This is a genomic window from Paenibacillus sp. PK3_47, from assembly GCF_023520895.1.
Lineage (GTDB): Bacteria > Bacillota > Bacilli > Paenibacillales > Paenibacillaceae > Paenibacillus_AQ.
In genome coordinates this window covers 6,306,649-6,330,402 of record NZ_CP026029.1, presented here as the reverse complement: position 1 = coordinate 6,330,402, position 23,754 = coordinate 6,306,649, and the positions used below count along the sequence as shown (strand labels likewise).

Sequence of the window (23,754 nt, the reverse complement as noted above, 5' to 3'; positions counted from 1 at the left end):
TTCAAAATAGCTTCAGGTTTGTATGTCTAACCATTTAACCCGGACCACTAAAGTCTAAGTTAAACGTTTAGAAAAAATGCCGCAAATCTTCAAAAATGATAGGATTACACTCCCTAAGAAAGCGCTTTACTAATGATATGACATGATATACCATTAAAAAAACTCAAGGTTTCAACCTGATTTTTCAAATTTCCAACCTTTGGAGGAGTTCATAAATGATGAATGCACCCATCCTGCATTTTATTTCGCCTCCGATTCCCTATTTCGTAGACTGCGGTCATGCCTCGTACGGGATTGGCGATTACCATATAGACCGTAATTGCATCGGAGTGTTCGATTTGATCGTTGTTGTCAAAGGGATCCTGCCGGTAGGTGAGAACGGAGTGCTGAAGGAAATAGGTGAAGGTGAGGGGATGATTCTTCTGCCGGATGCCCATCATTATGGCTTCGCCCCCTGCACTGCGCCAACGGAAATCATCTGGATTCATTTTCAGACCTTTGGCAGCTGGCAGGAATGTGCCGATATGAGCGAATGCCTTGCCAATCAGCAGATGCTGATTGAGGAGCACAAAACTAAAGCTTATGTTAACCACACAGATGTCTGCTCCATTTTTATTCCGAAGTATCTGAACATTTCCGTCAAAGCGATGGAACTGCTGGAGCTATTCTTTGAACAGGAATCGGAGCCGAGGTCGCTGCGTAACTGGCGGCGTCAGGCTGTTTTTCAGTCCTTCCTTCAGCATTTGGACCGGGATCTGGCTTCGCCGAGTGATGCGACTGCCATCCATCTGGCTGAACAGATCGAGCTGTACATCCGCAATAATTACATGAATGATCTCACCAACTCCGTTCTGCAGAAAGAACTGAATTACCACCCGAATTATTTAGCCAAAAGTATGCTGAAGGTCTACGGAATGACGCCGATGGCCTACCTGCAGGTGTACCGGATCGAGCAATCCAAGCGTTTGCTGCTCCAGACCTCCTGGCCTGTGGCACGTATCGCCGAGGAAGTCGGCTTCCGCCATGTCTCGCATTATTCCTCCTGCTTCTCCAAAAAAGAAGGCCTCTCCCCTTCGGTGTTCCGCAGCAAATTTGCGAAGGAGCGTTAGTGCTGCTGCAACGCTATTTTTAAATTCACAACCTTTAAGCAATCGCTTACAAGAAATATGATATCTTTAGTTGACGGGTTTATAAAGCAACATATTCACTCTGTTTTTTAAGATTTACAACCTTTTGGGGTACGAGGAGTGGCGGCAGTTGATAAAGTGCGGGGTTTAGGTTGGGGGAACTGTTTCAAAGAGGTTTATCGATCACAGGCTAAATGTTAAGTGGAATTTCTCCATCTAATTCTCCGAAAATTACCGGTACTTCAATACTAGTTGGAAAAACTCCACTTAAATGTACCAGATGAGGCTCCAAAGGCATATTTCTATTGAAATAGCTGGAGAATTTCCAACTAAAACTCATAAAAGATGAAAAAGGACAGGATTATATGGAGAAAATCTAGGCCTGTTGATTAACCAAAAAAAGGTAGCAAAAAGGCCGCTCATTCGGTAAAGTGTTTGTACCCCTACAAACCATCCGAAACGAGGCGACCTCATGAAAAAGTCTACTTCATTATCGAATATTCTGCAATTAGTGATTCCTGAAGAAAAATTACGTCCCATCCTCGAAGAATTAAATTATGTCGATGTGGGACGAAAATTTACGGTCTATGATTTACTTCTCTTCTTGGGCGAAGCTGCCTTCCAGCAGTGGAAGGGATACCGGGATGGGGTACAACGAATGGCTCTTAGCGGGCTAAGTTCTGTGAATCACTCCACCCTTTCCAAAAAAGCCAAAGACGTTCCTTATGAATTATTCAAGCGTTTGCTGAATGTAATGATTGGACTGTGTAACCGAAAAACGAAGCGTAAACTCGGCATTCCAAAGGAACTGCTCATCGTTGATTCCACTACCATTTCTGTAGGTCTGGGCCGGCTGCCTTGGGCTCCGATTAAAGGCGAAAAAGCCGGCGTTAAGCTACATGCAGGAATCATTGGCGACCGGATGGAGCTGCACAAAGTCACCGAAACGACAGGTAAAGAGCATGATTTGAATAGTTGCAAAGACTTGCTGGATAGCCAATATATTTTAGTTGCAGACCGCTCTTACGGTAAACACAAGTTGTTTGACCTGTACCAAGCACGGGAGGATAGACAATACTTTGTGATTCGGCTTCACAATAATACTACATTTACGAATCCGATTTCCCGACACCGAAAGCGTCCATTTTCCGGAAGTATTGAGCAGGATTTAACCTGCCAATTGGGCAAAAAGAAGGCTCTTTCCGAGAACCGGTTTCGGGTGGTCATTCTTAAAGATCCCAAAGGAAAGCCGGTTATTCTTGCTACAAATCTGCACTGGTACTCCCCTGAAGGGATCGCAAATATTTATAAAAAACGTTGGCAAATTGAAGTCTTTTTTCGTTGGATAAAGCAGCATTTAAACATTCCGAGACTATTTGGAACGACGGAAAACGCAGTGTATGGACAGTTGTACATGGCTTTATTGGTTTATGTTTTGCTTAAATTTCTGTTTGAACAAGGAAACGCTACCGTACATTTTAGCGCTAAATTAACATTTGCCGACTTTGACCGGTTATTTACATTGCAAACATTACCGCTGGAGTGGAGGATTTACTTAGCCGATGCCGCGGATATAATTACCAGAATATAGATAATCAACAGGCCTAGAGAAAATCCAACTAAGCTTTGCAGCACGCTCATCACGCTGAAGGAGATTTTGCCACAATCCTTGCAACTCCAGAGACAGATGTAGTTAATCAACAGAGACCTAGACTGCCCACAACATATATCAAACAAGCATTCAAGTTCTTCAACAAGGGAGCTTGTTTGATTTTGGTGCCGGCGGGTCTGTAGTTGTAAGCGCTGCTGAACAAAGTAACGACCCGGCAGCAGTTATTTACGTCCGCAAGCATGTTTTGATACGTTTGAGTGCCTGGTGTAACGTTATCTAATCCGATGAATGTCTCCTTCGAATTCGCGAAAACAAGTTTTATTGCAGGCGAAAATCACCACGGGCGGCGTCCTTAAACTTGGGATCAGCAAACTTCGAGTTGAAGTCGTTACCTGTTCCGTGCTGATAAGCGGCGAAGCCGGTATACTCGTTCTTTTTCCATAACCAGAATGCCTCCTCCTCACCAGCTTCCGCGAAGTATAGATTCCGGTCTACTGTATTCATAATGTTGCTAGTATATTCGTTACTGATCAGGACGCCGGAACCGCTGGCCACGACAATATTGTCCGTTAGGGTATTACCGCTTAGGTTAGCCTGCAAAAAGAGCTGCCCGTTACCGGCGCCGAGCAAGTCGTTCATATAAAGTGTATTAAAAGCAATCGTACTCTCACTCGTGCCTCCGCGGTCCTCGTCGTACCCGCCCATGGCAATGCCGGTCAGCCGGTTGAGGTACACCAGATTATTCCGTACCGTTATATCCCGGGTCAGCTTTCCCTTATGCTCGGACGCCAGCTCAATGCCTATGTCATTATCGTATACGCGGTTCTGCTCAACGAGGATTGACCTGCCTCCGTCGATGTAAATCCCGCCCGCCGAGTGGCTGTCGTTGGGCAGTGAAGTCCCGTATGACGGATTATAATTAGATGAAATCCCGTATACTAAGTTGCCTTTAACCGTTCCGTTCCGGGCCTGGTCCACTGTCTCTACCCCAGCAGTTCCTTCGTAACCGATGATGTCGATCCCGATGTTATCATTATCATGAATGATATTGTCTGTAATTTCAAAACTATCCACATTCCCGTTCACGGCCACCGCCTCACTTGAACCGAGCACCAGATCATACACTTCATTGCCGGCAATTTTCAGGTGAGACAGGGCTTCATCCGCTTCGGTTCCGTATACGGCTATTCCGTGGGCATCCCTGCCCGAGAGATCATCCTCATTAAGCGGTGCGGTATTGGCTATGGAATGAATGCGGTTATTCAGTAAAGAAATTGATTTCCCGGCACCATGAATATAGATGCCTGCGGGTACTTCATCTTTGGCTGATGTTTTGTAATTGCGGATTTCCAGCTCCGAGATCGTCACATAGCTTGCATTTTCAATCTCTATCAGTCCTTCCAGCCCGTCCACCGGCAGGCCTTCACCGTCAAGGATAGCTGTCTCCTTCGGATAGCCGGCAAAGACCATTGAACCGGCTCCTTCTGAACCACCGCTTGTAATGTGCAGCTTCTGGTGATACACGCCTCCGCGAAGATAAATATGACTGCCCGGCATAGCGTTATCTGCGGCGTGCTGCAGTGTCGCCCAGGGTGAATCAAGGGTTCCCTGATTGTTGTCATTTCCATCTGCAGCTACGTAATAGACGTTAACCTCATTCGGTTTAGAGCTTGTGATGGACCCCGGAGCTGTATTTAACTTTGAAGTTTGGTCTGCTAACGGCACGTTCGGACTCTTGGAACTGGAGCATCCCCATAATACTGCCAGACAAAGCCAAACAGCCAGTTGGAGACTGTACCCTTTAAGCATATATGTATTCCTTTCAGCTGTTGCTAAACCGGTCCCTGAAGGGACCGGCTTACTCACAGGTATCACTTGATTTTATTTAATCGCGTTTATTCTCAACCGATTTCATCCGGTTCTGATCATCCGGCAGCCGGTCATTACTGAATTCCTGGCCTGCCTCTACTTCACCGCCGGCGCTGACACTCCGGGCAAAATTGGTAAACTGCCTTTTCTGCTCATCCATCTCATGTTTTAGCTTTAGAAGCTCTTGCGGATCCTGAGTTGTCATAAGGATAACCTCCATTGGAATCATGCTGTTTATTCTCCAGAAGTTTTCCATAACAGAGTCCTGCTTATGCAAGAAAATCAAAAAGCCGCCTGCTCTCTAATTATCGGTTAGACGATGGTTTGCTGTAAATTCCTGAGGGTAAGACTATGAATAAGCAGGTCGGCAATTCAAGCTAAACCATACATATAACAAGGAGAGCGGTAAAATGGTGAACTTCTCTGCCCGCAATCTGGGGTCAGGCATTTTATTCGGTATCGGCGCCATTGCCTTTATAGACGAAGCTGTGTTCCATCAGCTGCTGCATTGGCATCACTTTTATGATAAATCGACCACCAGCGCCGGCCTGATCTCTGACGGCCTCTTTCATGCGTTTAGTTTTTTTGCTACGGTAGGCTCGTTATTCATGCTGGCTGACCTTCGGCGCCGGGCTGCTTTTCTGCTGCGCAGATGGATTGGAGGTATTCTGCTGGGAGCCGGCTTTTTTCAGCTGTACGACGGCATTGTCCAGCATAAGCTGATGCGGCTGCACCAGATCCGATATAATGTGGACATCGCTCCCTATGACTGGGTCTGGAATATTACCGCTCTCGCTTTGTTAATTGCCGGAATTGTAATGACCCTGCGGACCAGCCCAAAGCGTATGGCCCCGGAAGGATCTGCCCGGTATGAATAACCACCCTATGGATCATTCACACAGTGCAGCTATCGGGTGGAGCACTATCCTTCCTTCATTTTTTATTACTGCGGCGGTATTTGCGCTGTATTTTTATGCTGCCCAGTCTTCCAATCAGCGCTACCGGCAGTGGCCGATCTACCGTTACTGGTGCTTTTTGACGGGAATATTATGCTCAGCGTCTGCGGTTACAGGTCCGCTTGCCCACTTGGCACACAACGATTTTAGAGTACATATGCTGGGCCATCTTCTGTTAGGCATGCTGGGACCGCTGCTGATTGTATTGTCTTTCCCCGTAACTCTTGCTCTCCGGACCCTAAAAGTGCAATGGGCAAGGCGTGTCAGCCGCATACTCCGGTCCAAACCCGTATTGTGGATTTCTTATCCCGTTACAGCGGCCGTCTTAAATATCGGCGGACTGTGGCTGATCTATATGACAGGACTGTATTCTGCGATGCAGCAGCATATGCTTCTTCATATTCTGGTTCATTTTCATGTGTTTGCCGCGGGCTACCTGTTCACAGCTTCCATCATCTACACCGACCCTGCTCCGCACCGGACCAGCTATATGCTGCGTGCCATTACCATGGTCCTTGCGTTCGCCGGACACGGAATATTGTCCAAGCTGATTTATGCTGCACCCCCGGAAGGAATACCTCAGGATCAAGGGGAAGCTGGGGGCTTATTAATGTACTATGGCGGCGATTTTATCGATCTGGTGCTGATTTTTATTTTCTGTCTCCAGTGGTACCGTGCTTCTTCTTCAGTGTTGCATCGCTCTGGAAAAAGGAAACAGGTCGGCGGCAATCCCGGATAGGATAAACATTAGAGATTAGCATTGAGATTTCAGTGTCGTTATTCATTAAAATCCAGGCTGATTTCCAGCTCATCCAGATACTTGATAGGCTCAAAGTGGCCTGTCCCAATGATGATTTTATCATTCTGGTCTTTTACTGCAAAAGCTGCCTGGTATTGTCTAACGGAGCCTTCGACCCGGTGCGGCTGTATGAGGGTCTCATATCTTTCTCCATCCTGGTTTTCAAGCCATATCCGCGAAGACCGCTGGTAAGTTAGTTCTCCATTGACTTCGTAAGTTAGCGTAAGGCGGTTGTTCTTTTGGTAAACCTGTTGAATCTTGATAGAACCGGCTTTACCTTGGGACAGCTCAATCTCTTTTCCATTCCACAGCTTCTTCGTCTCTGAACCAGTTGCAGAACCGTTTCCCAAATAGGGCCTGATCGTTAAAGATTTTGGAACATCCTCTAACGGTTCATAGGTGAAATAGGACTTAACCTGGTACTTGCCGTCTTCAGCAGGTTGTCCGGATGCTCGATTACCAAAAGGTTGCAGAACCCGTCCTTGGTCATCGAAGATCTGGTAATTCAACAGTGTATATCCGTCTGTGTATTCATTCATTAGCCAGCGGACGGAGAGTATAGTTGCACTGGGATAAAGACCGATCTGTTCATAAATCATGGATCTGTTCTGCCATTTTTTTGTCTCATGAATAGTATGCGCGGTTGTGCTTCCTTGCCTCTTCACAGGGAGTTCAACAGACCAGGATAGGTCAGGAGAGCTTAATCTAAGATTGAACGAGTCCTCTAGCTTTTCAGAAGTCTCGATGGTGTAAATGCCGGCAAAAGTTCCGTTATCAAATCTTTCTCCGCTTGCTCCGCCATTATAGTCTGTAAGACGCTTACCGTCTATTGTAACCTGTATATTGTTCAAGAAGTCTGAGCTGCCGGATTGTCTAACATAGCCGATGTGAATAATACCGGAACCGTCATAAAGGCTCTCAGTAAAGGTAACGGTCTGCCCATCAATATGGACCTGTTGGTTTAACCGGGCAGGAAGGCCCAGTTCGCTCGCCTTTTTCTCACCAATAGTTCCTATCGTCTCAAAAATGGACCCAAGAACCGGAATTGTACTTACAGTTTCAGCTATTACAGGTGAGATCGAAGTTGCGCCGAACAGCAGAAATCCAGCTAAAGCGACAGCCGGAACCGCATAAAACATTTTCACTTTACGATCCTTACGTGGAATCTGAGCCAGAGTATGGTGTATCTGTTGCTCTATTTCGCCCGGCAGCGCCGGGTTTACTGCTCTTTTGATTTCCTGTTCCCATGCTTCCACGTGGATTCCTCCTCAGCCGTTAAGATTTCTTTTGCTTTTTCACGTGCTCTGCGCAGTCTTGTTTTGATGGTGCTCTCTGGAATTTCATAAATTTGGGCTAAATCTTGTATGGAAATATCGTCAATATGATACAGCTTCAGCAGCTGGCTCTGTTCTTCCGGCAAAGATTCTAACAGCTGCTCTACTTCTACCTGTACAAATGCATTCTCATACGATGCAGGCTCAGTCCACGAATGAATCGGGATTATTTTTTTGCGTCCAATGAGAATACGATTACATTCGTTGATTACGATGCGGATTAACCATGTCTTGAAAAATTTCGGCTCTCTCAGTTTGCCGATGTTCTGGTAAGCCTTCAGGATCGATTCCTGAATGGCATCTGCACAGTCTTCCTCCCGGTTCAGCATGGATTTTGCAACACGGTACATTACTACCTGATGAGACAAAATTAAGCTTTCAAAGGCTTTGTGATTTCCACGCTGTGCTTTTATCACTTCTTTTACACCATACACCCGGTAATCTCCTTTCCACTCCAAATAGAAACCATTCATTAGATACTGCAGGAGAAGTTCAGGTTTCAGGAAAAAGAAAAAACTCCCGACAGGATCAGGAGTTGAATGGGTCACCGGATGAGCGCTATTGCACGTTCTACCTCTCCTGCTCCTTAATCACCTGCTCAATCCCTGACAGAATCAGCTTCAAGCCAAAATCGAACGACCCGTCACTCCCCATCAGTTCGAATAATCCGCTCTTGAACATGCTCCGGAACAAACCCGCATCACTCTCGCTCATGGAGTCCAGCAGGCTTATCATTTCCCCGGCCGGCATTTCCTCCTGATTCTTAAAAATCGCGGAGACACTCCGCTGATGCTGGTAATCATCCAGTACGAAGTAGAAGACATAGTTCGTAAGTGTAAGAATGGCCTGCAGTTTCTGCTCCTCCTTAAGCGGCGTCTGTTCGACGCAGAGCAGCATACGGTTGGTAAACCGGATGATGTCCGGTTCATGAGGCAGTGTCATCATCATGAGCTGCGTAGAGCAAGGATACCTGCGGAGCACATTGCGGATTGTAACAGCCAGCGCGCCCAGCTGCTCCCTCCAGTCCCCCCCGGAGTGAAACTCCTCCAAAATGATTTTTGATACCTGGTTAGCGAGGCGCTGGTATAGGGCCTGCTTGCTTTTAAAATACCAATAAAGTGAAGGAGCCTGAATCCCCAGCCGGTCGGCTAACCGCCTCATACTGAATTTCTCAATGTCCTCTTCCCCCAGAAGCTCCCATGATGCCTCCAAAATCCGTTCTTCTGAAATTTGCGGCTGCTGCTTTTTCAATGATCTCCGTCCTTTTATCTAACAGTGTAAGTTTATCCTTTACAGATCCATAACCTCATGATACCATCTAACACTGTAAGGCACAATCTAACACCGTTAGATAATTTTGAGTTTAGAGAAAGTGGTGACCCGCATGGAAGCACAGAATCTCCATTATTTTGAAAAAGCCCCGGTTACAAAAGCAGTAGCGCACTTCGCTGTACCGATGATGTTAGGCACATCAATGAGTGTTATTTATTCGATTTTGAACGCATTTTTTCTTGGCACACTGCACAATACGGCGATGTTAACGGCACTTGCTCTAACCTTGCCGCTATTTGCGGTTATTATGGCACTGGGCAACCTGATCGGGATAGGCGGCGGCGCGTTTATCTCCCGTCTGCTGGGTGAGAAAAGATATGATGATGTCAAGCATGTGTCCTCTTTTGCCTTTTACAGCAGTATAGTTCTCGGTCTTATAGTAATGGCCGCCGTACTTCCGTTAATCGATTCTATTGTCCACAGCCTGGGAGCAACGCCGGAGTCCTTCGGATTCACCAAAGACTATGTCACAGTTATGCTGCTCGGTTCGCCGTTTGTCGTTTTGTTTTTCACGCTGGAAAATATCGTCCGTTCGGAAGGCGCCGCTGTCACATCGATGACCGGGATGATTCTCAGTGTTGCCGTGAATATTGTTCTCGATGCGCTGGTCATCTTTGTCTTTCATTGGGGCGTAATCGGAGTTGCGTCTGCTACGGTGGTTTCAAATCTGGTGGCAAGCGTCTATTTTGCCTTCTATATAGGGTTCAAGAGCCAGTTCCTGACGGTTTCCGTAAAATGGTTCAAAGCTACCAAAGAGATTCTGGGCAATGTGTTCAAAATCGGCGTTCCCGTATTTGTAATGAGCATCTTTTTGGGGGCGATGTCACTCATTTTCAACCATTTCCTGATTGAATATGGAGACCAGGCTGTGGCGGCTTACGGGATATCATCCCGTTTATTGCAATTTCCGGAGTTCATTCTGATGGGGTTATGCGAGGGCGTTGTGCCGCTGATTGCCTTCTCCTTTACAGCAAATAAACTGCGTATGAAGCATACGATTCAATTTACCATCAAAACCATCCTGGTGTTAGCTATCGTCTTCGGCATCATCGTCTATCTGATTTCCGGCCACCTGATTGGCTTGTTCACGAATGATCCGCAATTAATTGAGATGGGCAGCTACATTCTGCAGGTGACCTTCTTGTCCCTGTTCATTTCCGGAATGACTTCACTGTTCACAGGGATTTTTCAGGCAACTGCTCAAGGTACCGCTGCATTGGTTATGTCAGTTATTCAAGGGGCTGCGCTGATTCCTGTGCTCTTTATTGCCAATCGGATGAACGGCTTCCACGGGGTGGTATGGTCGCTCGTCATCGCAGATGCCGTTACATTCATTGTGGGTGCGCTCATGCTGTACATTCTGCGGAACAAATTGCAGCCTGATTTGGAGCAGTTGGTACAGTAGCGTGATTGCTGTAAAAGAAAAACCGAGCATATTTGGCTGCTGCGAGGTAACCGGGCTAAATATACTCGAAATACCGGGTATAATTGCCCGCTTCAGAGGGAAATGAGACATTGTACGTGAAAAATCGAGTATAACTGGCTGCTGCGGGGGTAAAGGAGCCAAATGTACGCGAAAAATCGAGTATATCGGACCACTGCGAGGGTAAACGGTCATAATGTACGCGAAAAACCGAGTATAATTGTCCCCTGCAAAAGGAGAAACTGCGCATTAATGAACTCAGCTCCCCCGGGACCGGGAGAGCTTTTGTGAAAACTGTTTACTTCACGGTTACTTTAACCGTGTCACTGGCGGTCACTCCCGCTGCATTAACAAGCTCTGCCCGGTATTCGTACACACCGGAAGCACGGCCGGTTACGGAAGTTTCAGCGGTTTGGGCTGAAGGTGTATTGGCGTTCAGCGGCTGTGTGTCGATCAGCACACCGTTTTCATATAAGCGGTATTCCGTGGCATTGGTACCCCACCACAGATTCATAGTCAGCTTATAGGAACCGTCTCCATCCCAGTTGTCATTGGAGATTACCGGTTTGCCTGGAGCAGCGTTGCGGACGGTCACCGTAAGCTCACTGCTCTTAGTGGTACCGTATTTATTGGTCAGCTCTGCCGTATACACATAGGTGCCGTTCGGCTTGCCGTGAATCTCCGTTCCCGTGCTCTGGGCTGACGGAGACACATCCTTCAGTGACTTGCTGTCGATCAGAGTGCCGTTCTCGTAGAGCTTGTAGCTTGTACCATTGTTGCCCCACCACAGATTCATGGTGACCGTATAACTGCCGTCGCTGAGACCAGTGGCATGGCCGCTGTTGGAGGACAGTACCGGCTGGCCAGGCTTGCCTGTTGCGAGTACGTCACCGTCTGTGATCTGGAAGGTATAGCTCTTCTCGGCAGAATTGCCGGCAGCGTCAGTTACAATGTACCCCACAGTATGTGGCCCGCTGCCAATATCCGCTGCACTCAAGCTCTGACCTTCGGCAAGCGGCTGGCCATCCAGCAGAAGCTGTTTGGAAGCAATACCTGACAGGGCATCACTGGCAGCAAGTTCAAAATGAAGCTGCGCTCCTTCTTCCACATCTCCGACCGGCTGGCCGGATTCAGTAAGCTCAGCGGCTGGAGGAGCCGTGTCGAGATTAAGGCCCAGGGTTTTGGCTTCTTCTGTCTTACCATTCTCTGATACCGCATGGTATGACAGCTCATACCGGCCGTCCTCAGTGACGGTCAGTGGTTCGCTGTATACAGCTTCTGCACTGTTATTCAGTGTGTAGAAAATGGCCGCTGTCTCAGGGTCCGCCTGCAGTGTAACCTTGACAGGCTGATTCAGCCATCCGGAAGCATTAGGCTCGGCTGACAGCAAAGCAGTCGTTACCGGAGCCGGCTCTTCTTGCACTAGGGTGAAATCCGCCAAACTTCTCGGTTTAAGCTGATAGGCGCCTTTAAAAATTGCCGCAATACCTGTAATATTCAGGCGCTGTCCTTCTGCATACGGAAAGCTGTCCATCGTGATGCCTGTCCGGACATCCACACGGACATGATTGCTGGTGCCGTCTGCATGAATGGCGTCAAATTCAAACGAACCGCTCGGGGAAGCGCCGATGATATTTGTTACTGTCACTTGATCCAGCCGCAGCAGCTGGCCCTGGTTAGCATCATTCACCGCTGCCGCTGTAACCGGCTGCGGCAGCTCCGCTGTGCCGGTCTTCTCGATCTGCACCACTTCTGTCAGCTCCAGCTCTGTATTGTACAGGGCTGTGGATGCTGTGATTTTAACGGTATCACCGGCATGGAAGCCGCTCTGGCTCTGGTAGACATACACCCCGCCGGTTTCATCCTGGAGGTAAAAGGCTTGTCCACCGAAAATTCCCGGCTCGGTAGTCACAGTCCCTTCCACAGTCACCAGTGTTCCGGCAGCCTTGGACCGGGCTTCCTGAACGGTAATTCCTGCCGGAATCGGATCTTCCTCTGCCGGAAGCGGCTCAGCCGGAACGTTGCCGAGTGTTACCGGCGCTGTCTTCAGGTTCGTGCCGTTCTGGCGCAGGCGCAGATTGGATGCAGCCGTAGTCCCCGGCTTAATCTGAACCGTCAAATCCCTGTAGGCATGTCCTTTCTGGTCTGCTGTCAGGCTGAAAGCGGTGCTGTATCCGTAGCTGGCCGGCCAGGTCCCGTCACTGTTCTGAAACTTGGCAACCTGGGCGCCGCCGCTCACCTGATAAATGCCCAGCTGGAAGCCGGATACAGTGCTACCGGCAGGAAGATTATCCGCACTGACGCGGATCTGGAAATTCTGCGCATTCGGAAGTACCGCCTGGTGCGTGAAGCTGTATTCCGCACCTGCGGTTGCGGCAGGCCCTCCGTATGAACCCGGTTTAAAGGTGCTGCGGTCATACCATTTGTAACCGGCATTCGGGGCGGCCCATGGTTCAGGCTGCGGTTCAGTTGACAACGCCGGCTCCTCGAACGGCAGCAGTGCCGTAGGCTGATCCAGTGCCAGTCCGCTCACCTGGGTAAAGTCCGTGTAATCCTCCTGCTCGGCAAGCCAATTGACGGTATTCACCAGCAGCGTGGCATCGTCTGCTTCCTTAAAGCCGTCGTAGGTTGTTTTCTTGGCGCCTGTATCCTGGCGCACATATTTCGGCGTCGCATCCTCAACCGGAGACGAGTCGCCGATAAAAGCAGCTTTACCGGCGCCTTTTTTGGCAACTGCCACATAAGGGCCTTCTGCCACACCGCCGCCGTTATACACACCCTGGTCCACCGCGTTGCCCCAAGCCTCATTTGTCTTTGGCAGATACACAATTCCCTTAGCTTGGGCAGGGTCCAGGATCGCCAGTGTGGAGCCGGCATGCATCGCTACCGCGGATACTCCCGTAGTAATGCCAAAAGCCTGATCGGGAGCTACAATGTTGGTAGCATTAATGTTGCCCAGCGCATTGTAACGGAACCGCACGCCGAACTCATCCGCCAGCCAGTCTGAGCTGACCACGCCCTGCATCGCATCGGAAGCCGCTTCTTCGGCGCTCATGCCTTTGGCCGGATTATCCCAGGCTCCGCGGCGGAAGCCGTTAAATGCTTCGTTGCCGTCCCAGCGGTTCTTGTTGCGGTCCGCGTTGTAATGATCACCGATGAAGAAGATGCTGCCGCCGTTCTCTACATAATCCGCCATCGCCTGCTGTTCGCTGGCTTTGTAGGGATTGTTAGCCTCGGCTACGATGAAGACGTCATAATCCGCAAGATCACTGAGAGTAATCGGAGTGGTCTTCCGCAATTCTTTGACATAGTAACCTTCCTGTGCAAGCGCATTACCAAAGTCGGAAAAAGCGCCGTTGATGACCCAGTCAGCCGCTCCGGCAGTCTGTTCATGCGTGTTATCGAATAGGATCTTCTGGCCCGCATGCTCATTAACCACCTTGGCTTCAATAAACGGTGCCGGATCGTTTGGCCCGTCAGCATATACCGGAGAGCCGGCTCCGAACGCGAACAGCTGGAGCGGTACAGCTACCGCCGCTGCAACTGTACTGTTCATCAGCCTCTTTTTCCAACCTGAATGCTTCTTCTTCATATCCTTCCTCCTCAGGAAATAGACTGGCAGACTATTCAAGAACAGCCGCCTGCTTGACGTCTAATATCCTAGCTCGCAAGGATTAAGAAAAACACCGGTTTTTGTAAACTGCTGTAAAATTATACTTTTGGCCTACAAGACCGGGAAAAACAGCCGAATGATGGGAATGATTATGAATAAAATGGCCTATGTCATTTAGTGCCTTTCCCTATTAGAACTCTTTATAGAAATCATCCCGCATTTCGGAAACCGCAAGATAGCATTCTTTTCCTTCCAGCAGCCTTGCCGGTACTCTCCATACCTTTCCATAGTAGTAACTGTCGGCAATCAGCTTACCATCAGCGTAGATCTGTGCGGCATCACCGTAGTAATCAATATTGATAAAGCCCTGATTTCCTGTAACTGAAATTTTCCGCCACGTAACCTTGCGCTCACCGCCGAGATGAAGTTCTTCAGTATGTCCCGGTTCGAAAGGAAGGTGATCCACATCCGTGAAAGCTGCGGCCGGCTCTGTGTAAGACTGCAGGACAGATCTGTATTCAAAATCCTCGCCGTTCCAGTACCAATAGTTAAAATCGCCTTCGCGGGCGGAGCAGATTTCGTCATTCGCCTCGTACAAGTCGCATTTGTCGCCAAGGTACAGCTCTCCGTCCAGTCTGCGTACATATCTGGCCTCATCCCAGGAAAGTGTAATTATGGTGACACCATTCACCCGGAATGCCGACTTCCTCCCCGTCGCAGGGGTAAAGCTCTGTCCATCCGCGAATTGGTATTCCGCTGCTATACCCGGAATTTGCACAAAGAAATAATTGTCTTCCTGTCTGCATAGCGGCTGTGCCGTTGCATAATCCAGCATGTTTCCGGACAGGTCCATTTTGAACGGCATAAAGAAGCTGACATCTCCACTTACATCAATGGGCGGGAACACTACGGACCCTGTATCGATTACAGCACCGCGTATATCTTCAAGCTTTGACAGCCTCTGGTAATGGTTCACGAATACATATCCGCTTGTACCGTCTGTACGCATTACGTACCGGAGGGACGCGGTGTCATCCTGTTTTAAGGAATGAGCAGCCTCCACTCTGACCATCGGAGCAAACGATTCCTGGAAATCCTGGACAAATAAATGCAGAAGATTCAGCAATCTGTACTGCTCTCTTACCTCTCCATACTCCGACAAAGCTGTCTGATAGTCATAGGAAAGTATCGGATAGTCATTCGGATAGCCGGTGGCTTTGGATTCCTGGAATGTGGACAGCTTACCGATCTGATTGGTTCCGCCATGGTACACATAATAGCCGATCAGGTTGTTGCCGTCCCCGAGCTTTACGAGCGAAACAGCATAAATGTCCATTCCCTCCACAATATATCTGCGGTGATGGGTCGATTGAAGACCTCCTCCCAGTTCACAGGTTGCAAAAGGATATCTTTCATACGGAAGCTGCCATTCTCCGTCTTCTGCTGTGTGGCTTGGCAGGAGATCCGTACCGATTCCTGTATCATTCCGCAATCCGGTAAAGAAATAATGGGGAGAAGGCGGAAGCGGGTTCGTATGCTCCTCCCATGGCGCATCGCAGTAGCCTCCGAATACAGGAACCACCTCATCCACCGGAATTTTGGCGCCGGCTACAGCATTCCAGCCTGTTACTGTATAAATAGGAGCAATCATTCCGCATTCTATGGCGATTTCTTTTAAAGTGGCCAGATGTTCGGCATCATTTGTCAGCTCATTGTCCAACTGAACAGCGATGATGTTGCCACCGTCCTTATAGAAAAGACCCTGCACCTGTTCAGCAATTTTTCCGTAGTAAATACGCGTTTTATTAAGGTACTCCGGATTATTCTCGCGAAGCTTGTAAGGTTTAATCAGCAGCCAATCCGGATAACCGCCGTTCCGGCATTCTCCATGTGCCCAAGGGCCAATGCGGATTACGACTTCCAGTTCGGCCTTCCGGCATTCCAGAACAAAGGCGCGAATATCATTGTCACCGGAGAAGTTGAACTCCCCTTCAATCTCCTCGTGATAAATCCAGAATAAATAAGTAGAGACGACTGTAATGCCGCCTGCTTTCATTTTGCAGAGCTCTTCGTACCAGTAGTTCCGGTCATATCTGGAGAAATGAAACTCTCCCATTACCGGCACTTGCGGTTTTCCGCTGCGGGTAATATATAGGCTTTCTACGTCAAGCCGGTCTCCCGCCGGGTTTTCTCCTCCGAGATTTAAATGATTCTTCAGAATGACCGGCTGCTTAAACTCTTTGAATTTGTACATATACTGTCTTCCTCTCTCTTAGCTTAGGCTATCCTTATCTTATGTCGCCATTGTAACTCACCGGGCATTCAGGCTGTTAGGATTAAGATGTAGAAAAAACAGTACAAAATGAACATTTATCTTACCTCCAGCGTAATCCGCGTTACATAATCCTCCGGATTTTTGACAGCCACATCGTCGATCAGGTACTCCTCGTAAGCATATTCTCCCTGTGTTAAACCCAGTTCACCGATATAATTGAACATTTGGATATAGGTCTCGTCCAGCTTATCGTAGCACCCGTGATGGTATCCGACTGCGTACCTGCCTTTCGGCTTGGTGAATGTTTTCAGGTTCGTGCTGTTACTATTGGTTTTCACGAAGTAATACACAGCAGAGCCGTCTTGCGTCAATAAATTCCGGATTTCAACCATCGTACCGATAAAAGAGGAAGCATCAAACTGTGTAAGCTGATCAAATTTACGAAAGTCATTACTCCATTCCAGATATCCTGCTCGCGGATCGCCGTCCGCAATGACTCCGCTCCGGATCAGCCGCTCCTCCTCCTGGTCCTCCAGCCGAAATTCCCCATGCCTGGCAGCCAGACCTTCCTCGGCAAAGGTAATCGTCTCTTCCAGCACCTGCCGGTTCTCCTGCAGCTTCGCGATTTCCTTATCAATATGAAGAATTTCTTGTTTCGCCATTTCAATCATCCGTCCGGCCGTCCGGTTATCCAGATAGCTGCGGATTTCCTTGAGCGGCATTTTCAGATCCTTCAGAATTTGGATGAGTAAAAAAACATCCAACTGCCGGTGCGAATAATAACGGTAGCCTTTTTCGTTCGTTAAGGCAGGCTTCAGCAGACCGATCTCATCGTAATGAAACAGTGTCCGCTTGTTCACATCACAGAGCCTTGCAAATTCTCCAGTGGTCAGATAAACCTCTGTTTTGTTCTTGTCCATTAGGGCCTCCTTGACTATCCGGTTACGGTATACCCTATTCTATACCATATTGTCTTACAACCCATAATCATACCCATAGGAGAATCAACCATGACCCCATTATTCAAAAACCGTGTGTTCTTAATTGTTGCAGGCGCCGATCTGCTTCAGCAGGCCGGAATCTGGATCCGGAATATGGCGCTGCTGTTCTACATCATGGAGCAGAGCGGCAACGATCCTGTAGCCGTCTCTCTGCTCACTACGCTGGAGTATCTGCCCATCTTCTTGTTCTCCCTAATCGGAGGCACCTTTGCTGACAGGTGGGAACCGAAGAAAACAGTAATCGCCGGTGATACGCTGAGCGCCGTCTCGATTCTGCTGATTCTGCTGCTGGTGCATGCAGGTCTTTGGCAGGCCGTATTTGTCGCCACCGTCGTGTCAGCCATCGTCAGCCAGTTCTCCCAGCCTTCATCTTCGGTTCTGTTCCGGCAGCATGTGCCGGAGAACCAGGTGGGCACAGCCGTCGGTATTACACAAAGTATGATGGCGGTATTTACAATCTTAGGTCCAATCCTTGGCACATTCATCTACACGCAGCTTGGTCTCTATGCTTCACTGATCGCACTCATGCTTGTCTTCCTGGCGGCTGCGGCGATCCAGCTGCTGCTGCCGGGTTCGAGCCGGGAAGCCCGCACGGAACAGACTTCACCCTGGGAGGATCTGAAGGATGGGCTGCGTTACGTATGGGACAGCTCCAATCTCCGCCTGACCGCTGCGCTTTTTCTGATCAGCGGGCTGTCCATCGGACTAACCCAGCCGCTGGATGTCTTCGTCGCTATGCAGCGGCTGGGCCTTCCCAAAGAAAGCGTTCAGTGGCTTACCGCTTCAGAAGGTATCGGCATGCTTGCGGGCGGCCTGCTTGCTGCGGCCTGCGCCGCCTGGGTCGGGCGCTACCGCCGTGAGGTGATGACGGGGATTATGCTCATTTGGGCGGTGCTCACGTTCATCGAGGTGCTGTCCGTCTGGCCGCTGCTGACGGCGGGTGCCCGCATTTTATCCGGACTGTGCACCGCCTTCTTCCAGGTTATTTTCAGCGCTTTTATGATCCAGGAGGTTCGTAAAGAGTATATCGGGCGGACGAACGGTGTCATGATTCCGGTAATGATGGCGGGCATGCTGCTGGGTACGGCGGCCTCCGGCCTGCTTATGAATCATTTTTCACTGTTTACCGTTTACGGTCTGTCGGCGCTTCTGATTCTATCCTGCTGTATCCTGACGCTTCGGTTGAAGCTGGGCCGCACCGGGAATGCTCAGGCTGCCGTGTCTATGAAAGATAGCTTAGCTCCTGAATCCGAGTTAAGATAACAATGAAAAGGCCGCACCCAGGCTTCGCTCCCGATGACAAAAGGGATGCCGCCTAAGTGTGGCCTTATGAATAAACAATCCGGAGCATAGCACGCTGTTCTTAATGACTTTGAATATACAGCTCGTTCAATATCTTTCCTGAGCGGTAAGCATGTTGAGGCAGCTCTGCTTCAATGAAAGCTTTTACTTCATTTTGTTCGATATCATACATAACCTCAATTTCTTTGGCAAAAAGAATATGCCCTTCTTCAAGAACTTTCGCTAAGTTTGCCGCGCGCCGCGGTCTAAGTCCGTTATTAACGATTTGCTGAAGACCTTCTCTATAGGTATCCAGAGATCTGGTGCCTACAATTTTAACCCCTTTTTGGTCTTCATTGACCATAATGAGGGTCGGGAATCCCCGTACACCCAGGCGTGAGGCCAGCTGAAAATCTTCCTCCAGCATTTCCTGGGCAGCAGGCGTTGCGGAATCCTCAACGATTTTTTCGCCATCCAGGCCCATTTGGTTCACAATTTCCGTCAATACTGCCTCTTCACCGATATTTTGATTGAAGGCGAACACAGCTTCACGTGCGCGTCTTAAAAATTCATGTTCTTTGCCCGGCTGATTACTTTGGATCACCTTAAATACTCTTGATGGAGGGTATGATGACAGGATTGGATTAGTAATCCACAATGACCCGTCTATCGGCATTCGGGAGTGGCCCCCGACTTCTCTCCAATGCCCGGCCACGTCAGAAGGCTTTTGAATTCCGTTGCTCCCGTCAGAGAATCCATTCCAGCCTGCCAGCAAGCCGCCCATATTCACTTTTAAATCAAAGTATTGGCCATATTCTTGAATGAAGCGGTTCAGAACAGGCTCTAAGGCCCAGCAATGGGAACAAATCGGATCTGTAAAATAATATAAAGTAACTTTCTTCTCTGTCTGATTCAGATCCACTGCTTCTATAGGTTTAGCATCTGCAACCCCGCATACTCCTGTTTCCAGATCACACATCATGTTTTGACTGCTCATGTCTTTTGCCTGCCTTTCCTATTGAAATCCGGTATAGTATGATTATAAAATGTATAAATAAATCGACAAGTACTATTATTTTTAATACCTGGTATATAAATGATACTTTTGGAGGAGTCAAAATGAAATATGAATTGAATCTGGAGCAGCTTTGTCCCGCAACCTTTGCCTTTCAGGTAATTGGCGGGAAGTGGAATCTGCCGATTCTTGCATTTCTAAGCGAGGCAGACTCTATCCGGTACAACGAATTAAAAAGAAAGCTGAACGGCATCACCGGGACGACATTAACCAATTGCCTGAAAGATCTAATAGATAACGGTATCGTCCACCGGGAGCAATATAACGAGGTGCCTCCGCGGGTCGAATATTCACTCACACCGTCCGGAAAAGAGCTGGTCCCCCTCATTGAAGCCATCGTAGCCTGGGGAGAAAAGAATGTGCATTTACTCAACAAGTGAATTTTAAAAACACCCCTTCAACTGTTAATATATAGTATATGCCCATGAAAACAGCGTCCAGAGGGTATCAGTCATGAAGAAGATTGTAAGAGTCAGCATCGTATTGATTTCTTTATTTGCTTCAACACCAGAACCTATAATTCCTTGGAAATGCTAATGCTAACGGACCCCAGATCCGTTATTTTGCGCTAGAGGTGTGTTTTGAAATCCTAACGGACCCTAGATCCGTTATTTCATTCGAAAGGGCTTAATGTACCCACCATTTAGCAGAATAAAGGAACTACGGTCCGTTAGCGAAAAGATGAGGGCGATTCTCGGCAAATAACGGACGCAGTGTCCGTTAGCGTCTGAAAGAGGACGAGGAATATAGCGGTTGCAGCGTACGCAGACATGGAAACACAGCAAAGAAACCCAAGATCATTAAAAGAGCTGGGTTTCTTATCACCTTGACCGCAAATGATATTGCGGCTTTTCATTCCTGTTTATCCGATTACTTCAATTTTTCGTTATCAAAAGTATGAAACAGTGCTGCGGCACCAATCAGGCATCTTCTTTTACAAACCTGAATTAGGGGCCAATCGTTTTAAGCGCATCCCAAAAAGCTGCGAGAGAAAACAACAGCAGAATCAAACCAGCCAAACCGATTGCATTCGAAAAGACAATATCCCTGATCAGCTTCTTTCTGGCAGCCGTATCTTTAGGCAGTTTTCGCATTTTTCGCAGCAATAGTATTGCTGCAGACGTTCCATATTCCTTCTTCAAGTACCTCTGGATACCTACACTAAGAAAGGCAGTCAATAAAAATGCTATGAAGTATGCCAGGTCCAATTCCTCCTCACCTTTACTGCATACTATTATATGTTTATAAATAACTCTCGGTAAATGCGAAAAAAGAATCAAAACGCAGCTCAGTGAACACGGTAAATTTTTTTAATAACTGCGGGTACACCAGCTGCAAGGGTAAACGCTGGTATGTCTTCTTTGACAAAGGCTCCCCCGCCAATAGTAGACCAGCAGCCGATATGGCGTTTCTCCCTTACAGAAGCTGCAATTCCAATAAAAGCTCCTTCATCTACAGTTACATTTCCGGCCAAACGGACGCCAGGGGCTATGCTGACATAATTACCAATTACCACATCATGGCTTAGGCTGGCTCCCCGGTTGATATTGACGTGCTGTCCAATCTTTATATTGCCGGACAGGAGTGCTCCCTCAAAAATGATGCTGCCTTCTCCGATACTGTTTCTGCGGGATATTTGTACAAGGGGGTGTACCAGCGGAGATGAAATACGGAAACCTGATTTTAAAGTTGTGATAACGAACCGCTTTTTTAAAGCCGGATCACCCACTCCGCTGCATACCAGCTCCACCTCATTTTTTAACAGCTTAATATCATCGAGTGTCCCCAGAACAGGAACGCCATCGACCATTTGGCCTTTCATCTCCGGCCGCTCGTCTAAAAATCCTTCGACATGAATTTCTAATTCTTCACATAGCCAATGAACCTCTCGGGCATGCCCTCCCGAACCCCAAATAACAATTTTCCTCATCCGCTTGTTTCTCCTCCCAGGCTGTTTAGCACTTTTACAATCCTACGGATATGGGTCTCGTCCAGCTCCTCCCACAAAGGCAAGCTGACAATATGTTGGGCAAAATATTCTGTAACCCCAAGTGGCGAGTAATGGCAGCCTGAAAATTGCTGCTGCTGATGGCAGGCGGGGGAAAAATAAGTTTTGGCTTCAATCGAACAGGTTGCTAAAGCATCAAGCACTTCGAGGTTGCTGATGGAATCCGGGCTGCTGATGGATATAAATTGATGAACAACAGATCCTTGTAACTGCTGCATCAGCCATCCGCGCTGTAATAAACCGGCTTGCTGAAGCTCCCGCAGATAACATTCATAGATTATTTTCCGATTCTTCTGTACCCTGTCAAATTGGTCCAGCGTCGCCAATGCAATAGCCGCAGTATATTCGGACATTTTGCTGTTGAGCCCTTGAAGAACCGACTCTCTGCTGCTCGAAAAACCAAAGTTTCCACTCTGGCGGATACGCTTGATCAGCCCGTCGTCCATACTGTAAACCAGCCCGCCTTCGCCCACTCCGAATGACTTAGTAGCATGAAAGCTGAAGACCACGGCTCCTTCAAAACCTCTGCCAAAGTGAGTGGCTTCTGCCCCCTCCGAAGTTAATGTACCAAAGCTGGAAGCGGCATCAATGACTACAGGAATCCCCTGCTGAAGAAGCTGGTTATATACGGATAAATCCATTGAAGAACCGAATGTAGCGTATGGAATGATAACGGCAATCTCATCCCCCAGTTTTTTAACAATCCATTCCAGCTGTTCCCTGTTCATCTGCCAATTGCCCGGCTCAATATCCAGGAAGTAGGGTTCGAGTCCGCACCACTTGGCCGCCAGCGGTGTGGCTGCAAAAGTGAAGCTTGGCATAATCGCATATTTACCCTTAGATCGTTTGGATTGAGAAATGGCGAGCATGAGTCCGATGGTAGCGTTATGAACGGTCACGGAAGAACCGGCACCGCCGAACATACGTGTAATGACGCGTTCTTCAAACAGGCTGTTTAAGGGGCCGTAATTGGAGTAGATCCGGGCAGCTTCGATTTGGTCATAATAAGGAAGGAACCGGTCCTTTTTCACCAATTTTGGACGCAAGAAAGGAATCTCAAACATGTTCATCCCCCTTCAGACTTATAATGTACAGAGCCAAATTTACCCGTCCAACGTTTGTAATATCCGTTCTATGCGTTGAATATCTGCAGTGAATGCCGGTTTGCCTTTTACACGCTCGTAATAGGACAGCAGTGCAGATTTATATACACCGTCAGATGCTAGAAATCCATTTTCTCTTGAGGCAATTACGATATCTAACCATTCACTGAATGCTGTCAGCCCAAGGGTTTGATTATTCTGGTTAGGGTGGATGCGGAAAAAGCTTAACGCTTCAGCAATGTAAACGGCTTTCCCTTTGGACAATAAGTTCAGCCAGGACGCCAAATCATTGAGCAGAGAGTACTGTTTTCCCTGATAGACTCCAAATTTCTCGGTAAGATCTGCTTTTTTAAATAACACGGTAGTGGGTTCTCCGATCATGTTTAAGCACCGGCTTAATACAATATTTCCGAGCATCTTTCCATCCATAACCCGTGTCTCTTCATATAATTTTTTTGTTGCATACAGCGGCGGAATTATCTCCCCGTTTTCATTAATGGTCTGTCTATAAGAGGTAACCAGCGTAACATCCTCAAAGTTTTGATAAAAATAAAGCATTTTCGCTATTTTTTCTCTATGAAACAGGTCGTCATCCATTAAATAATTGATATATTCCCCGGTTGCCAGGTCGAAACATTTATGCCAGTTTTCAAGAAAGAGATTTCGGTCATTTTTATAATACCGGATTTGCGGAAAGGTGCGTAAAAGAGGGTCCATCATCTCCTGTACGCCGGTATTGCTGCTGTCATCGCAGATGATAATTTCGATATTCGGGTAAGTCTGCTTCAGGACACTGTCGATGGCGGTTTGGAGGGTACCTGGCCGGTTATAGGCTGGTATTACTACACTCACTAATGGGCATTCCACACGACTCCACCTTTCTGGTCTGGGTACTGCACATACAATTGAACACGTACATACATATATATTATTTATTCGTAGAAAT

At 48.0% G+C, this 23,754-nt stretch carries 20 protein-coding genes; 7 read left to right on the top strand and 13 right to left on the bottom strand.

What is annotated here, in order from left to right:
* The first annotated feature begins 215 nt into the window (after positions 1–215).
* Together C2I18_RS27480 and C2I18_RS27475 are read left to right on the top strand one after the other, a co-directional pair.
* Positions 216–1,109, top strand: coding sequence for a helix-turn-helix transcriptional regulator (locus C2I18_RS27480; protein ID WP_249898870.1), 894 nt, complete (start codon positions 216–218; stop codon positions 1,107–1,109).
* A gap of 490 nt (positions 1,110–1,599) precedes the next feature.
* Positions 1,600–2,718 carry an IS4 family transposase gene (locus tag C2I18_RS27475; protein ID WP_249898869.1) on the top strand — a complete coding sequence of 373 codons (1,119 nt, stop codon included), beginning with the start codon at positions 1,600–1,602 and terminating at the stop codon, positions 2,716–2,718.
* Positions 2,719–3,057: 339 nt separating this feature from the next.
* Here C2I18_RS27475 and C2I18_RS27470 read toward each other — a convergent pair whose 3' ends face one another.
* Both C2I18_RS27470 and C2I18_RS27465 read right to left on the bottom strand, forming a co-directional pair.
* On the bottom strand, positions 3,058–4,464 hold the full coding sequence (locus tag C2I18_RS27470) for a right-handed parallel beta-helix repeat-containing protein (RefSeq protein WP_249898868.1): 1,407 nt from the start codon (positions 4,462–4,464) through the stop codon (positions 3,058–3,060).
* Positions 4,465–4,624: 160 nt separating this feature from the next.
* Positions 4,625–4,813 carry a hypothetical protein gene (locus C2I18_RS27465; protein WP_249898867.1) on the bottom strand — a complete coding sequence of 63 codons (189 nt, stop codon included), beginning with the start codon at positions 4,811–4,813 and terminating at the stop codon, positions 4,625–4,627.
* A 205-nt stretch (positions 4,814–5,018) separates the two neighbouring features.
* On the opposite strand from C2I18_RS27465, the gene C2I18_RS27460 reads away from it, so the two are divergent.
* Positions 5,019–5,486: a DUF2243 domain-containing protein gene (locus C2I18_RS27460; protein ID WP_249898866.1), complete on the top strand. Its 468-nt coding sequence runs from the start codon at positions 5,019–5,021 to the stop codon at positions 5,484–5,486.
* Positions 5,479–6,303 carry a cytochrome c oxidase assembly protein gene (locus C2I18_RS27455; RefSeq protein ID WP_249898865.1) on the top strand — a complete coding sequence of 275 codons (825 nt, stop codon included), beginning with the start codon at positions 5,479–5,481 and terminating at the stop codon, positions 6,301–6,303. The genes C2I18_RS27460 and C2I18_RS27455 overlap by 8 nt, the downstream gene beginning before the upstream one ends.
* Before the next feature lie 38 nt (positions 6,304–6,341).
* On the opposite strand, the gene C2I18_RS27450 is transcribed toward C2I18_RS27455, so the two are convergent.
* The 3 genes from C2I18_RS27450 to C2I18_RS27440 form a co-directional block, all read right to left on the bottom strand.
* Entirely contained in the window at positions 6,342–7,619 is a 1,278-nt protein-coding gene (locus C2I18_RS27450; protein ID WP_249898864.1) for a DUF4179 domain-containing protein, read from the bottom strand.
* The gene (locus tag C2I18_RS27445) at positions 7,583–8,047 is read right to left on the bottom strand and encodes an RNA polymerase sigma factor (RefSeq protein ID WP_249898863.1); all 465 of its coding nucleotides are present in this window, start codon (positions 8,045–8,047) and stop codon (positions 7,583–7,585) included. The genes C2I18_RS27450 and C2I18_RS27445 overlap by 37 nt, the downstream gene beginning before the upstream one ends.
* Before the next feature lie 220 nt (positions 8,048–8,267).
* Positions 8,268–8,948 carry a TetR/AcrR family transcriptional regulator gene (locus tag C2I18_RS27440; RefSeq protein ID WP_249898862.1) on the bottom strand — a complete coding sequence of 227 codons (681 nt, stop codon included), beginning with the start codon at positions 8,946–8,948 and terminating at the stop codon, positions 8,268–8,270.
* 133 nt (positions 8,949–9,081) lie between these two features.
* On the opposite strand from C2I18_RS27440, the gene C2I18_RS27435 reads away from it, so the two are divergent.
* Positions 9,082–10,434, top strand: coding sequence for an MATE family efflux transporter (locus C2I18_RS27435; protein ID WP_249898861.1), 1,353 nt, complete (start codon positions 9,082–9,084; stop codon positions 10,432–10,434).
* A gap of 316 nt (positions 10,435–10,750) precedes the next feature.
* Here the strand turns inward: C2I18_RS27435 and C2I18_RS27430 are convergent, their stop codons facing one another.
* From C2I18_RS27430 to C2I18_RS27420, 3 genes are all read right to left on the bottom strand, one after another.
* The gene (locus tag C2I18_RS27430; RefSeq protein WP_249898860.1) at positions 10,751–14,044 is read right to left on the bottom strand and encodes a chitobiase/beta-hexosaminidase C-terminal domain-containing protein; all 3,294 of its coding nucleotides are present in this window, start codon (positions 14,042–14,044) and stop codon (positions 10,751–10,753) included.
* A gap of 211 nt (positions 14,045–14,255) precedes the next feature.
* Positions 14,256–16,319, bottom strand: coding sequence for a beta-galactosidase (locus tag C2I18_RS27425; RefSeq protein WP_249898859.1), 2,064 nt, complete (start codon positions 16,317–16,319; stop codon positions 14,256–14,258).
* A gap of 116 nt (positions 16,320–16,435) precedes the next feature.
* Positions 16,436–17,260 (bottom strand): MerR family transcriptional regulator, encoded by an 825-nt coding sequence (locus tag C2I18_RS27420; protein ID WP_249898858.1) that lies wholly within the window; start codon positions 17,258–17,260, stop codon positions 16,436–16,438.
* A 90-nt stretch (positions 17,261–17,350) separates the two neighbouring features.
* Here C2I18_RS27420 and C2I18_RS27415 point away from each other — a divergent pair, with 90 nt between their 5' ends.
* A complete protein-coding gene (locus C2I18_RS27415; protein WP_249898857.1) occupies positions 17,351–18,604 on the top strand; it encodes an MFS transporter in 1,254 nt (417 codons plus the stop codon).
* Positions 18,605–18,704: 100 nt separating this feature from the next.
* Here C2I18_RS27415 and C2I18_RS27410 read toward each other — a convergent pair whose 3' ends face one another.
* Entirely contained in the window at positions 18,705–19,619 is a 915-nt protein-coding gene (locus C2I18_RS27410) for a DsbA family protein (RefSeq protein ID WP_249898856.1), read from the bottom strand.
* Between the two features lie 122 nt (positions 19,620–19,741).
* On the opposite strand from C2I18_RS27410, the gene C2I18_RS27405 reads away from it, so the two are divergent.
* The gene (locus tag C2I18_RS27405; RefSeq protein WP_249898855.1) at positions 19,742–20,077 is read left to right on the top strand and encodes a winged helix-turn-helix transcriptional regulator; all 336 of its coding nucleotides are present in this window, start codon (positions 19,742–19,744) and stop codon (positions 20,075–20,077) included.
* Between the two features lie 567 nt (positions 20,078–20,644).
* Here C2I18_RS27405 and C2I18_RS27400 read toward each other — a convergent pair.
* The 4 genes from C2I18_RS27400 to C2I18_RS27385 form a co-directional block, all read right to left on the bottom strand.
* Positions 20,645–20,905, bottom strand: a complete 261-nt coding sequence (locus C2I18_RS27400) for a hypothetical protein (protein WP_249898854.1) — start codon at positions 20,903–20,905, stop codon at positions 20,645–20,647.
* An 80-nt stretch (positions 20,906–20,985) separates the two neighbouring features.
* Positions 20,986–21,627: an acetyltransferase gene (locus tag C2I18_RS27395; RefSeq protein WP_249898853.1), complete on the bottom strand. Its 642-nt coding sequence runs from the start codon at positions 21,625–21,627 to the stop codon at positions 20,986–20,988.
* A complete protein-coding gene (locus C2I18_RS27390) occupies positions 21,624–22,769 on the bottom strand; it encodes a DegT/DnrJ/EryC1/StrS family aminotransferase (protein WP_249898852.1) in 1,146 nt (381 codons plus the stop codon). The genes C2I18_RS27395 and C2I18_RS27390 overlap by 4 nt, the downstream gene beginning before the upstream one ends.
* Positions 22,770–22,808: 39 nt before the next feature.
* Positions 22,809–23,675 carry a glycosyltransferase family 2 protein gene (locus C2I18_RS27385; protein WP_249898851.1) on the bottom strand — a complete coding sequence of 289 codons (867 nt, stop codon included), beginning with the start codon at positions 23,673–23,675 and terminating at the stop codon, positions 22,809–22,811.
* Between the last annotated feature and the right edge of the window lie 79 nt (positions 23,676–23,754).

Bases quoted from the DNA above. Each gene is read 5' to 3' on its own strand.
- C2I18_RS27480 (WP_249898870.1), top strand. From the start codon at position 216: ATGATGAATGCACCCATCCTGCATTTTATTTCGCCTCCGATTCCCTAT.
- C2I18_RS27475 (WP_249898869.1), top strand. From the start codon at position 1,600: ATGAAAAAGTCTACTTCATTATCGAATATTCTGCAATTAGTGATTCCT.
- C2I18_RS27465 (WP_249898867.1), bottom strand. From the start codon at position 4,813: ATGACAACTCAGGATCCGCAAGAGCTTCTAAAGCTAAAACATGAGATG.
- C2I18_RS27460 (WP_249898866.1), top strand. From the start codon at position 5,019: ATGGTGAACTTCTCTGCCCGCAATCTGGGGTCAGGCATTTTATTCGGT.
- C2I18_RS27455 (WP_249898865.1), top strand. From the start codon at position 5,479: ATGAATAACCACCCTATGGATCATTCACACAGTGCAGCTATCGGGTGG.
- C2I18_RS27445 (WP_249898863.1), bottom strand. From the start codon at position 8,047: ATGTACCGTGTTGCAAAATCCATGCTGAACCGGGAGGAAGACTGTGCA.
- C2I18_RS27435 (WP_249898861.1), top strand. From the start codon at position 9,082: ATGGAAGCACAGAATCTCCATTATTTTGAAAAAGCCCCGGTTACAAAA.
- C2I18_RS27430 (WP_249898860.1), bottom strand. From the start codon at position 14,044: ATGAAGAAGAAGCATTCAGGTTGGAAAAAGAGGCTGATGAACAGTACA.
- C2I18_RS27425 (WP_249898859.1), bottom strand. From the start codon at position 16,319: ATGTACAAATTCAAAGAGTTTAAGCAGCCGGTCATTCTGAAGAATCAT.
- C2I18_RS27420 (WP_249898858.1), bottom strand. From the start codon at position 17,260: ATGGACAAGAACAAAACAGAGGTTTATCTGACCACTGGAGAATTTGCA.
- C2I18_RS27415 (WP_249898857.1), top strand. From the start codon at position 17,351: ATGACCCCATTATTCAAAAACCGTGTGTTCTTAATTGTTGCAGGCGCC.
- C2I18_RS27410 (WP_249898856.1), bottom strand. From the start codon at position 19,619: ATGAGCAGTCAAAACATGATGTGTGATCTGGAAACAGGAGTATGCGGG.
- C2I18_RS27405 (WP_249898855.1), top strand. From the start codon at position 19,742: ATGAAATATGAATTGAATCTGGAGCAGCTTTGTCCCGCAACCTTTGCC.
- C2I18_RS27395 (WP_249898853.1), bottom strand. From the start codon at position 21,627: ATGAGGAAAATTGTTATTTGGGGTTCGGGAGGGCATGCCCGAGAGGTT.
- C2I18_RS27390 (WP_249898852.1), bottom strand. From the start codon at position 22,769: ATGTTTGAGATTCCTTTCTTGCGTCCAAAATTGGTGAAAAAGGACCGG.